Origin of the sequence: Bacteroides sp. ZJ-18 (assembly GCF_011038705.2) — a bacterium.
Classification (GTDB): Bacteria; Bacteroidota; Bacteroidia; order Bacteroidales; family Bacteroidaceae; genus Bacteroides; species Bacteroides hominis.
This window is the reverse complement of record NZ_CP072198.1, coordinates 2681033-2693632: the sequence shown is the minus strand read 5'-3', so window position 1 is coordinate 2693632 and position 12600 is coordinate 2681033. Positions and strand designations below refer to the sequence as shown.

General features: G+C 41.1%; 11 protein-coding genes. 5 read left to right on the top strand and 6 right to left on the bottom strand.

Features of this window, described 5'->3' with window-relative positions:
• Window positions 1-2: 2 nt before the first annotated feature.
• The 4 genes from G7Y45_RS10730 (at window position 3) to xpt (ending at window position 4248) form a co-directional block, all read left to right on the top strand.
• Window positions 3-1595 carry a thiamine pyrophosphate-dependent enzyme gene (locus G7Y45_RS10730; RefSeq protein ID WP_165015389.1) on the top strand — a complete coding sequence of 531 codons (1593 nt, stop codon included), beginning with the start codon at window positions 3-5 and terminating at the stop codon, window positions 1593-1595.
• Window positions 1596-1598: 3 nt separating this feature from the next.
• Complete coding sequence (locus G7Y45_RS10725) at window positions 1599-2183, top strand: indolepyruvate oxidoreductase subunit beta (protein WP_005776481.1); 585 nt, start codon at window positions 1599-1601, stop codon at window positions 2181-2183.
• Between the two features lie 101 nt (window positions 2184-2284).
• Window positions 2285-3592 (top strand): phenylacetate--CoA ligase, encoded by a 1308-nt coding sequence (locus G7Y45_RS10720; protein ID WP_005776480.1) that lies wholly within the window; start codon window positions 2285-2287, stop codon window positions 3590-3592.
• Window positions 3593-3678: 86 nt separating this feature from the next.
• Window positions 3679-4248 (top strand): xanthine phosphoribosyltransferase, encoded by a 570-nt coding sequence (xpt, locus tag G7Y45_RS10715; protein WP_005776479.1) that lies wholly within the window; start codon window positions 3679-3681, stop codon window positions 4246-4248.
• 65 nt (window positions 4249-4313) lie between these two features.
• Here the strand turns inward: xpt and G7Y45_RS10710 are convergent, their stop codons facing one another.
• The 6 genes from G7Y45_RS10710 to G7Y45_RS10685 form a co-directional block, all read right to left on the bottom strand.
• Entirely contained in the window at window positions 4314-5102 is a 789-nt protein-coding gene (locus G7Y45_RS10710; protein WP_005809022.1) for an EFR1 family ferrodoxin, read from the bottom strand.
• Between the two features lie 424 nt (window positions 5103-5526).
• Window positions 5527-5877: a 50S ribosomal protein L20 gene (rplT, locus tag G7Y45_RS10705; protein WP_002561638.1), complete on the bottom strand. Its 351-nt coding sequence runs from the start codon at window positions 5875-5877 to the stop codon at window positions 5527-5529.
• Window positions 5878-5977: 100 nt separating this feature from the next.
• Complete coding sequence (gene rpmI / locus G7Y45_RS10700; RefSeq protein ID WP_004297539.1) at window positions 5978-6175, bottom strand: 50S ribosomal protein L35; 198 nt, start codon at window positions 6173-6175, stop codon at window positions 5978-5980.
• A 65-nt stretch (window positions 6176-6240) separates the two neighbouring features.
• A complete protein-coding gene (infC, locus tag G7Y45_RS10695) occupies window positions 6241-6852 on the bottom strand; it encodes a translation initiation factor IF-3 (protein ID WP_032530688.1) in 612 nt (203 codons plus the stop codon).
• A gap of 118 nt (window positions 6853-6970) precedes the next feature.
• On the bottom strand, window positions 6971-8911 hold the full coding sequence (gene thrS, locus G7Y45_RS10690) for a threonine--tRNA ligase (RefSeq protein ID WP_005809024.1): 1941 nt from the start codon (window positions 8909-8911) through the stop codon (window positions 6971-6973).
• 80 nt (window positions 8912-8991) lie between these two features.
• Window positions 8992-11040 (bottom strand): tetratricopeptide repeat protein, encoded by a 2049-nt coding sequence (locus G7Y45_RS10685; RefSeq protein WP_005809025.1) that lies wholly within the window; start codon window positions 11038-11040, stop codon window positions 8992-8994.
• A gap of 309 nt (window positions 11041-11349) precedes the next feature.
• On the opposite strand from G7Y45_RS10685, the gene G7Y45_RS10680 reads away from it, so the two are divergent.
• Window positions 11350-12567 carry a 6-bladed beta-propeller gene (locus G7Y45_RS10680; protein ID WP_005809027.1) on the top strand — a complete coding sequence of 406 codons (1218 nt, stop codon included), beginning with the start codon at window positions 11350-11352 and terminating at the stop codon, window positions 12565-12567.
• Window positions 12568-12600: the final 33 nt, after the last annotated feature.

Below are 12600 nucleotides of genomic sequence, written 5' to 3'. Positions count from 1 at the left end.
ATATGAGCAAACAACTCTTACTTGGCGACGAAGCCATTGCACAAGCAGCACTGGATGCCGGACTTTCAGGCGTTTACGCTTATCCCGGCACTCCATCCACTGAAATTACCGAATACATCCAGATGGCTCCTATCACGAGCGAACGTAACATACACAACCGCTGGTGTGCCAATGAAAAAACGGCTATGGAAGCTGCCTTGGGTATGTCTTTTGTCGGCAAGCGTGCATTAGTCTGCATGAAACATGTGGGAATGAACGTAGCTGCTGACTGTTTTATCAATTCAGCCATCACAGGCGTAAAAGGGGGACTGATTGTAGTTGCGGCAGACGATCCCAGTATGCACTCTTCACAGAACGAACAAGATAGCCGTTTCTATGGCGACTTCTCATTAATACCCATGTACGAACCGAGCAACCAACAAGAAGCTTATGACATGGTATACAATGGTTTCGAATTTTCCGAGAAAACCGGTGAACCGATATTAATGCGCATGGTAACACGTTTGGCTCACTCTCGTTCAGGTGTAGAAAACAAAGCACAAAAAGCACAAAACGAAATCTCATTCAGTGAAGATCCACGCCAGTTTATCCTGCTACCGGGCAACGCACGCAAGCGTTATAAAGCATTACTTACACGTCAGGATGAATTTATCAAAGCATCCGAAGAATCACCTTATAATAGATACGTAGATGGCCCCAATAAAAAAATGGGCATCGTAGCCTGTGGAATCGGCTATAATTACTTGATGGAAAATTATCCTGACGGTTGCGAATATCCCGTTTTAAAAATTGGGCAGTATCCACTTCCCAAAAAGCAATTGATGCAATTAATCAATGAATGTGACGAAATCCTCGTATTAGAGGATGGACAACCATTCGTTGAGAAGCAACTGAAGGGATATCTGGGCATAGGATTAAAAGTAAAAGGTCGTCTCGACGGTACATTGTCACAAGACGGAGAATTAAATCCGGACACCGTGGCACGCGCTGTCGGCAAAGAGAATCGTTCCGAATTCAGTGTTCCGAATCTTGTAGAGATGCGCCCTCCGGCTTTGTGCGAAGGCTGCGGGCATAGAGATATGTATATAACATTAACTCAAGTATTGAAAGAAGAATATCCCACTCACAAAGTATTCAGCGACATTGGTTGTTATACGCTGGGAGCAAATGCACCATTTAACGCAATCAATTCTTGTGTAGACATGGGAGCATCTATCACTATGGCTAAAGGTGCATCCGATGGCGGACTCCATCCGGCTGTCGCTGTAATCGGAGACTCTACTTTTACTCACTCCGGAATGACCGGACTTTTGGACTGTGTCAACGAGAATGCCAATGTTACCATTGTCATATCCGATAATGAAACAACAGCAATGACCGGTGGACAAGATTCTGCCGGCACAGGCCGACTTGAAGCTATTTGCGCCGGATTAGGCGTAGTTCCGGCTCACATCCGTATAGTTGTTCCTTTAAAGAAAAACTATGAAGAGATGAAACAGATCATCCGTGAGGAAATAGATTATAGAGGAGTATCCGTTATCATCCCACGCAGAGAGTGTATACAAACATTAGCACGTAAAAAAAGAAGTAAGTAAGCCATGAAAAAAGATATCATATTATCAGGTGTAGGTGGACAAGGTATCCTGTCCATCGCTACAGTAATCGGAAAGGCCGCCCTCAAAGACGGTCTGTACATGAAACAGGCAGAAGTGCACGGCATGAGCCAGCGTGGCGGAGATGTACAGTCGAATCTCCGAATCAGTGACCAGCCCATTGCATCAGATCTGATTCCCTCAGGTAAATGTGATTTGATCATCTCCCTTGAACCCATGGAAGGGCTTAGATACCTCCCCTACCTCAGCCATGAAGGTTGGTTGGTAACAAATGAAACTCCATTTGTTAATATCCCCAATTATCCCGCTGAGGCAGATGTTATGGCAGAAATCAATAAACTGCCGCATAAGGTTGTTCTGAATGTAGATAAAGTAGCCAAAGAAATAGGCTCTACACGAGTTGCCAATATTGTTTTATTAGGTGCCACTATCCCATTCTTAGGCATCGATTATGAAAAGATACAGGATAGTATTCGTGAAATATTCCAGAAAAAAGGTGATACAATAGTCGAACTCAATTTAAAAGCCTTGGCTGCCGGAAAAGAGATCGCAGAAAAAACGATGAAATGACCAGGAACAATTGAATATAGAAAAGGTGATAATGTGATCGGGACAACCGTTGCATTATCACCTTGATACATTATCCCCCCTACTTAAATAATTTATAAGCCATGAATACAAAATATTGGGAAGAAGAGATAGAGACCATGAGTCGTAAAAAACTGCAGGAACTACAACTCGAGCGACTCAAGAAAACAATTAATATAGCAGCCAATGCCCCTTATTACAAGAAAGTATTTCGAGAGCATGGCATCACTTCGGAAAGTATCCAATCACTGAACGACATCCGTAAACTGCCCTTTACCACAAAAGCAGATATGCGAGCCAATTACCCTTTCGGACTTGTCGCCGGAAATATGAAAGAAGACGGAGTACGTATTCACTCTTCAAGCGGAACAACAGGAACACCAACGGTTATTGTCCATTCACAGCATGACTTAGATTCATGGGCCAATCTGGTTGCACGATGCTTATATTGTGTAGGCATACGTAATACAGATGTTTTTCAAAACAGTTCCGGTTACGGTATGTTCACAGGAGGACTCGGATTCCAATATGGAGCTGAACGGCTGGGAGCTTTAACTGTACCTGCCGCTGCCGGTAACAGTAAACGCCAGATCAAGTTTATTACCGACTTTAAAACAACTGCCCTCCACGCCATCCCCAGTTATGCCATCCGCTTAGCTGAGGTCTTTCAGGAAGAAGGGATCGATCCATGCAGTACCACTCTCAAAACTCTCGTAATCGGTGCAGAACCACACACAGACGAACAGCGAAAAAAAATAGAACGCATGTTAGGTGTTAAAGCATACAATAGTTTTGGAATGACCGAAATGAACGGCCCCGGTGTCGCGTTTGAGTGTACAGAGCAGAATGGCATGCACTTTTGGGAAGATTGCTATTATGTAGAAATCATTAATCCCGAAACCGGAGAACCTGTCCCAGAAGGAGAAATCGGAGAACTCGTACTCACTACCCTTGATCGGGAAATGATGCCGCTCATACGTTATCGTACACGTGACCTCACTCGTATTTTACCGGGAGAATGTCCCTGTGGACGTACCCATATCCGAATTGACCGCATCAAAGGCCGTAGTGACGATATGTTTATCATCAAAGGAGTCAACATCTTCCCCATGCAAGTAGAAAAGATATTGGTACAATTCCCCGAATTGGGAAGCAATTACCTTATCACACTTGAGACTGTTAACAACCAAGATGAAATGATTGTAGAAGTAGAATTGAGCGATCTTTCTACAGACAATTACATTGAACTTGAAAAGATACGTAAGGACATTACCCGCCAGCTAAAAGACGAAATACTTGTCACGCCCAAACTCAAATTGGTAAAGAAAGGCTCTCTACCACAAAGTGAAGGCAAAGCTGTCAGAGTGAAGGACCTGAGAAACAATAAATAATCATCCAATGAACCCAATATGCCGATGTACCATCCGAATACATCGGCGCATTGGCATATTGGGCACATTAACTTATTATTATAATCATGCAATTACTTAAAAAAAGAATCCTGCAAGACGGAAAATGCTATGAAGGGGGAATTCTCAAAGTAGATAGTTTTATCAACCACCAGATGGACCCGGTACTAATGAAGTCAATTGGCGTAGAGTTTGTGCGCCTTTTTGCCGGAACAAACGTCAATAAGATCATGACCATAGAAGCCAGCGGAATTGCTCCGGCCATCATGACGGGCTATTTAATGGACTTACCCGTCGTTTTTGCCAAGAAAAAGTCGCCAAGAACCATACAAAATGCCTTGAGCACTACAGTACATTCATTCACTAAAGACCGTGATTATGAAGTAGTCATCAGCTCTGACTTCCTTACCCCAAAAGACAATATATTATTTGTCGATGACTTCTTGGCCTATGGAAACGCTGCTTTAGGTGTTATCGACCTCATCAAACAGTCTGGTGCCAATCTGGTAGGAATGGGATTCATCATTGAGAAAGCATTTCAAAACGGACGTAAAACACTTGAAGAAAGAGGAGTAAGAGTAGAGTCTCTTGCCATTATTGAGGATTTATCCAATTGCCAGATTACAATAAAAGATTAACTCTGTAAAAAAGCCTTTGTATTCTCCCGGATAGGCTATACAAAGGCTTTTCTTTATAATACTTTCTACTTAGCTGATTCGTGTGAAATACTCACATTAGGGTTTAAATACTGCCCTTTACTTCTGGTTCTTTTCCCATATTGCACTGCATGCTTCGGACAAACGTGGTAACAAGCCAAACAAGATGTACAGTCCATCCCCCACACCGGTCTCCACCCTATCACAACTACATTCCCAACCGGACATATTCTTTCACAGCGCTTGCAACCGATACAATCATCAGTAACATAAAACGGTTTTGCAGAAGTCATAAAACGATTAAAAAGCGGATTCAGTATCTTCGTTTTCAACCATGGAAAACTCCCCTCATTGCAATGAAAACCCGTCTCACGAGCATTTATCGAGTAGTTAACTTCTTCTACCCTGCCGACAGCTTTTTCTAATTTCTCTTTCTCCAATTCTTTCTTATCCACGTCAAATCCGGGAAGCAACACATAATTATTAGGCATCGTCACCGAAAATCCGGCATTACACTCTATTCCTTTACGAGATAACGCCCTGCAAAACACTTTCTCCGTCAATCCTGTATCATCTCCGCAAGAACACACGAAATAGACATATTGGGAGTGATAATTAGCCAAAGTGACCCAATCCAGAAACTGCAACACGGCCAACGGAGGTCCCCATGAATAAACAGGAAAAATAAAACCTACTTTTTCATTATCCGCCAACACAAACTCTTTTATTCCATCCCTAATGGCATTCGGCATAAAAACAAGTGTTTCGTTTTGTACCCTTGCAATCTGCTCCGCAATCCATTTAGAATTTCCAGTTCCTGAAAAATAGAATATCATAACTATATGTGTATTTAAAAGAAAACAGCATAAAAAAAGGACGGTAGTCTTTAAATGATTACCGCCCTTTTCCTTTATTAAAAAGCCGCACCGATGATGTGATGAAACTCCGAATGACATGATTTGAGTGCCCGTCCTCTTTGTAATCCACCGACTATAAAGTTATCCCGAAGGATGTGGCCCGCCATTGAGAAGCGAAGCTTGTCTCGGTTTTCAGTTTAATTGATGAGTTTCCCGATCCAATCAATGCGGCTAATATTTTACTACAACAAATGTAGTTACTTTTAGTGAGATAAACAAGGAAAAAGAAGATTTTGTTTCTCTCTTAGACTATTTTTTAAATTATAAACCCAGCTTTAAAAATGAAAAATGCCGGTTACAGTTAATGTAACCAGCATTTTGTAAATCATAAAACTGTCGGAACTTAAGCTGCTTTAGCCTTAGCGACTACAGCTTTGAAAGCTTCCGGATGGTTAACAGCTAAGTCAGCCAAAACCTTACGGTTGATTTCGATACCGGCTTTGTGCAGACCACCCATCAGTTTAGAATATGACATTCCCTCCAGACGTGCAGCAGCATTGATACGTTGTATCCAAAGAGCACGGAAGTTTCTCTTCTTGTTTCTACGGTCACGGAACGCATAGGTCAAACCCTTTTCCCAAGTGTTTTTAGCTACGGTCCATACATTTTTTCTTGCACCAAAGTAACCTCTGGTCAATTTCAAAATTTTCTTTCTTCTTGCTTTTGAAGCAACATGATTTACTGATCTTGGCATAGTTTTCTCTTTTTTGAATGTTAGCGCCGTTACTTCACGTAACGAACTTGAAGCTAAAGCATTCGGTTAATAACTTTAATAATACTTTGTACGCTTTTGATTACTTCATAGCTAAGAGTTCCTTAACCTGGCTTACATTTGTTGTATCAACAGTTGTTGAATAACACAGGTTTCTTTTTCTCTTCTTAGACTTCTTAGTCAAAATGTGACTGTGAAAAGCGTGCTTTCTTTTGATTTTACCTGTTCCGGTAAGGGTAAACCTTTTTTTAGAACCGGAGTTAGTCTTCATCTTTGGCATCTTAATTGTTTTTAAATTATTAAATTATATGGCAACGCACTATACCTGCGCGTTACGCATTTTTCTTACTCTTCATTGTTTTCAGCAGGCTTTTCTGCTTTTACTGTAGCCGGAGCAGCTGGTTTGGGAGCCGCAGGCTTCTTTACAACTCCTTCTTTCTTCTTCGGAGAAAGCTGAATCGTCATACGTTTACCTTCCAGAATCGGCAATTGATCGACTTTTGCATAGTCTTCCAGATCATTAGCAAAACGCAACAGAAGCACTTCACCTTGTTCCTTAAAAAGGATGGAACGACCTTTGAAGAAAACATAAGCTTTCACCTTGTCACCATCTTCCAAAAAGCCTTTAGCATGTTTCAACTTAAAATTATAGTCATGGTCATCCGTTTGCGGACCAAAACGTATTTCTTTTACGTTTACTTTTACCTGTTTAGCCTTTTGTTCCTTCTGACGCTTCTTTAACTGATACAGAAACTTGGAATAGTCAATAATACGACAAACAGGTGGTTGGGCATTGGGAGAAATCTCCACGAGATCCATTTCTTTTTCTTCAGCCAATTTTAATGCCTGAAAAATGGGATATACTTTAGGCTCTACATCATCACCTACAATGCGGACTTCTTTCGCACGGATCTGTTCATTGATCCGATATTGCGATTTCATACTGTCATTCTTCATTAAATAACGTTTACTTCCAGTTTGTTTTTTATTGTCTACCAAATTAAATTATGTATTAAAGTAAAAGCTGTCTTTAGAACATTATCAAAATGCTGTGCTTTTACAATTGGGCGCAAAGTTACCATTTATTTATCATATTCTGAACTTCTTCGTTCAAAATTTCACCAAAATCTTCAAATTTCATGGTTCCTTTGTCTCCTTCTCCCTGTCTGCGGACAGAAACTTCACCATTTTCAGCTTCTTTCTCGCCGACAATCAGCATATACGGAATGCGCTTCATCTCGTTATCACGAATTTTACGGCCGATCTTCTCATTGCGATCATCCACAATTGCGCGAATTTCTTTTGTTTTCAAGTAAGTCTTCACTTTTTCCGCATATTCATTGAACTTCTCACTAATCGGGAGAATAACGACTTGTTCCGGAGTCAGCCATAACGGGAATTTACCGGCGGTATGTTCAATCAATACAGCAACAAAACGTTCCATAGATCCGAATGGAGCGCGATGGATCATCACCGGACGGTGCTTCTGGTTATCCGATCCCATATATTCCAGTTCGAAGCGCTCCGGCAGATTATAATCCACCTGAATAGTTCCTAACTGCCAACGACGACCGATAGCATCTTTCACCATAAAGTCCAATTTAGGACCATAGAACGCAGCTTCACCATATTCGATCTTAGCTTTCAGCCCCTTTTCTTCGCAGGCCTCAATGATAGCTTGTTCAGCTTTTTCCCAGTTCTCATCACTGCCAATGTATTTTTCACGGTTCACTTTATCGCGCAAAGAAATTTGTGCTTCAAAGTTAGTGAAATCCATAGAACGGAACACGATTGAAATAATATCCATCACGCGAAGGAACTCTCCCTTCACCTGATCCGGACGACAGAAAATATGTGCATCATCCTGTGTAAAGCTACGCACACGTGTTAATCCATGAAGTTCACCGCTCTGCTCGTAACGACACACAGTACCAAATTCAGCAATGCGCAGAGGCAAGTCCTTATACGAACGAGGGAAATTCTTATAAATTTCACAATGATGAGGACAGTTCATCGGTTTCAGGAAGTATTCTTCACCCTCTTCCGGTGTATGAATGGGTTGGAATGCATCTTTACCATATTTTGCATAGTGCCCCGAAGTCACATACAATAACTTGTTACCAATAGGCGGAGTAATCACTTCCTGATAATCGTAACGAGTCTGGATACGGCGAAGGAAATCCTGCAAACGCAAACGCAAAGCAGTTCCTTTCGGCAGCCACATAGGCAATCCCTTACCCACCGTATCGGAGAACATGAAAAGTTGCATTTCTTTACCAATCTTACGATGGTCACGTTTTTTAGCTTCCTCCATTAAAGCCAGATACTCATCCAGCATTTTCTTTTTAGGGAAAGTAATACCATAAATGCGAGTCAGCATTTTACGGTCTTCATGTCCGCGCCAGTATGCACCGGCAACAGAAGTCAGCTTAATAGCTTTAATAGGTGCGGTTGTCATCAAGTGAGGGCCACGACAAAGATCCGTAAAGTCACCCTGTGTATATGTTGTAATATGTCCGTCTTCCAACTCCGAAATCAGCTCACATTTATAAGTTTCCCCACGGTCGCCAAACATCTTTAAAGCATCGTTTTTTGCAATATCCCGGCGAACCACAGCTTCTTTCCTTGCAACCAGTTCAGCCATTTTTGCCTCAATTGCAGGCAGATCAGACTCTTTGATGACAGCCTCTCCCGGATCAACGTCATAGTAGAAACCGTTTTCAATAGCCGGACCAATACCGAACTGAATACCCGGATAAAGCTCCTGCAAAGCTTCAGCCAACAAGTGAGCACTTGTGTGCCAAAAAGCATGCTTACCCTGTTCATCTTCCCATTTATAAAGCACTACCGAAGCATCTTCATTGATGGGACGTCCCAAATCATAAATCTCACCGTTCACTCCACACGCCAATACATCTTGCGCCAGACGCGAACTGATACTTTCTGCAATTTGCAGTCCGTTTACTCCCTCGTTATACTCACGAACAGAGCCATCAGGAAATGTTATTTTTATCATAATGTTATGTTATATTTTTCATTATTGCACGCAAAAATAAGGATTTCTTTTTGAGTTTACTATTTTTTATCTAAAAAATGTTATTCCGGCACTTCTGTAAATCGTTTCAGGATATTATAGGCCGAAACAATGCCCAACTCGCCTGCCTTACTTAAGTCAGCTATTCCATTCTTATTGTTACCCAGGAAAATATGTGTCAATCCACGATTAAAATAAGCCTCCGCAAACTCTTTATTCAATTCGATAGCTTTATCATAGTCCGCAATTGCCGCACGATAATCTTTCAACATGGCCAATACATTGGCACGGTTATAATACGCATAAACAAAATCGGGGGCTAAAGAGATCACATGATCCAAGTCACTTTTCACTATATCATAGTCCAAGGCACTGATTTCCGACTTCGGTGGAGCGGATATACCCGGTAGTGTGGCCGGTGCTGCCGAGGCTGCATTAGCTTCTTCTGCCTTTTGATATTCCAACTGCTTGCAACGCACCAAGGAACGCATAAAGTAAGCAGGGAAGAATTTATCATCCAACAAAATGGCCTGAGTCAGATCTTCAACAGAACTGGCAAAATCTTGTACCAGATAGAAATCAAGTGCACGGGAGAATCGTATGCGTGCATCCTGCGGATTTTCAACAATTGCCGAAGTATGTGTATCAATCAATGCAAAGTGGAACTTCACTTGTTCTTCGGTAAGCGGTGATTCCATATTAGTGATATACAAACGTTTTGGTAAAACACCGGCACGATTCAAATCATCTATATACTTATAATAATGTACCGTCCGCTTCACATCGCTCATCTTCTCGTAATAGGTAAGAGCATACATCGGTTCCATCTTGATATTAACATTACGATCCTGTACCCTGCCCCGAATATCACTCTTATATTTCTGTTCCACTTCAGAATTATCTGCGATAACGATTTTCCGGTAATTATTCATATCCTTATCGGACTTTTTACGAGTTTTAGTCTCCTCTTTCTTATTACTTTTTTTATTATCAGCCACGGTCTTATCGCTATTACTTACACCATTTTGCTTGTCAAGTTGCGCTTTCATGACTTTAAACTCGTCCATTTCAGCACCTTTACGGTCGCCGATCTTTCTCCTTGCCTCTGCACGTTGATAATATCCGGCCAAAAAGTTCGGATACATATCAATCACAGTTGTATAATCCTTAATGGCTCCCCGGTAATCCCCCGTTTGTGCACGAAGTAATCCTCGGTTAAACGTAGCCATCATGTTATCCGGTTCTATTTGCAGTACAAAATCAAAATCCTCAATAGCTCGATTGTCATCTCCTACTTGTGCCCGAAGCAAACCACGGTTATAATGTCCGATAAAATTATTCGGATCAATATCAAGAGCCAGATCATAATCACTCATGGCTCCCCGCAGATTATTCTGATGGAAACGGGCTAAAGCACGATTAATATAATTCCCGGCGTTTCTGGCATTCAAATGCGTTGCATGATTCAAATCCGATTCTGCCTCTGCATATTTTCCCTGTTGTAACCTGACGATGGCCCGGGATGCCCAGGCATCAGGATCATACTTATCCATCTCAATAGCTGTATTGAAGTCATTCAAAGCCCGCAATGTATCCTGTTGCTTCAAAGCCACCTCTCCTCTCATCAGATAGGCTCTTGTATATTTGGGAGCAACTGCCAGCAATTTACCCAAATCATCTTCAGCAGCTTTATAGTCTTCTTTCTGTATATGGCATAAAGTCAGATTATGCCAAAGCGTAATATTTTCAGGGTCAAAATGAAGTGCTTTCTTATAGTCTTCAATAGCCCCATCATACTTATTCTGTTTAATCCTTGCAAGCCCACGAATCTGATAAGCACCCACTACAAAAGGATTCCTGTCAATGGCCGCATCACAGTCATCTTCAGCTCCCTGATAATCATCCAGGTTGATCTTGGCAAGCCCTCTGAAAAAATAGGGTTCATACAGGTAGGGTTTTGCATTGATCACTTGATTAAAATACTGAATGGAAAGGACATAGTCCTCAAAGTATAACGCGTTTCGGGCAATCATCATTACCCTGTCTGTGTTTATCTGAGCATATATAAATGTAGGAAACAACAATAATGCTGCTAATATCTTTTTAATCATCGGCTTCTGAATACTTTTTAAGTAGAGCAAAAGTAATGCTTTTCATCTATTAAACAGGGATAACGGACAACTTTTTATATTTTTTGATTATTTTATAGGACCCCTCCATGCAGATATTCAGTAGTCTATACACCTTCTTAACACCTATTAACCTCACATTCATTATTAATTTACGATTATTTCGTAGATTTGTAATATGTCCATAAATCAATATATGAAACGGGTTATCCGAAAATTAAAAATACAGAAAGAAAGACACCTGTACAATATTGCAAACAGGAACTCTTTTATACATAAAATAGTATCAACATGAAACAAAAATCACTTCTTTTACTACTACCTTTCCTGCTGCTTTCTTGCAGCGGAAAGAAGAACAGTGACCAGCCGTCCGAAGCAACGGTCCAAATTACAGAACCAGAATTCCCTCAAATCGTACCTTTCGAAACAGGTATCGAAACAGAACGGGAAATACTACTGAGTGAAATAGCCGATTCAATACGGTATATCCCGTTGGAGACAAACAATAAATGCCTGATAAGAGGGTTAAAGGGAACCAATATCATCCAGACAAAAGAGTATTTCTTCCTACCATGGCTCGATAAATTATTTCAGTACACAAAAGATGGTAAATTCATACGGACACTGGGCCGCAAAGGCGGTGGACCAGGTGAATTTAACTGGATCATGCAGATTGACGTGGATGAAGAAAAAGGATTGGTCTACATGCTAACAACTACAGGAAAAATCAATATCTACTCTATGGAAACAGGTAAATTCATCCGTGCAATGAAAGTTCCTAATATAGAAGTTAGTGAGTTTGCGATGTTACGTGTTCAGGATACAATTGCCGCAACATTCATGCGCAATAATAACGGAAGACGAAAAGAACGTATTTACCTTTCCAACCTGAAAGGTGATACGTTGCAAATCTTCAATCGTTGGGACCTATTTGAGCTAAACAGCCAATATCGCTGGATGATCAGTAGTGATATAGATCGTTATATGTTCCATTACGAAAACCACACCTGTTATAAAGAATATTATAACGACACCCTATTCACCGTCACTCCAGAAGCTTTAGAACCCCGATATATATTCCAGATGGGCAAATACTCATTACCGATGGAATGCAGGTTTGAATATCTCGATGGAAACGGAAAGCGTTTTCAGGAAATGGCCGCTCCTTACATACAGTACAGTGCCATAGAGACTGACTCCTACATATTCATGCCTTATTCTAATTGGGCAGGAGAGAAAGCGCGAGAAAGACAAATGGCTATTTACGACAAAAAAGCCAAAAACTGTTTCAAAGTAGCCACAGGCCATATAAAAAATGACTTGACTCCTGGTTTACCATTACGCCCGATAACGGCACTTGACAGCCATACACTGTTATATGTATGGGAAGCTCCTGAACTTTTAGAAAAAGCGGAAGAAACACCTTCCATACTTCAAATCGAACAGTTGAAAGGCTTAAAGGAAGACGATAATCCGGTAATGATGCTGGTATATTTAAAGCAACCATAACCGGGCTCTTTTAAGAAAAACATCAAATAGCCG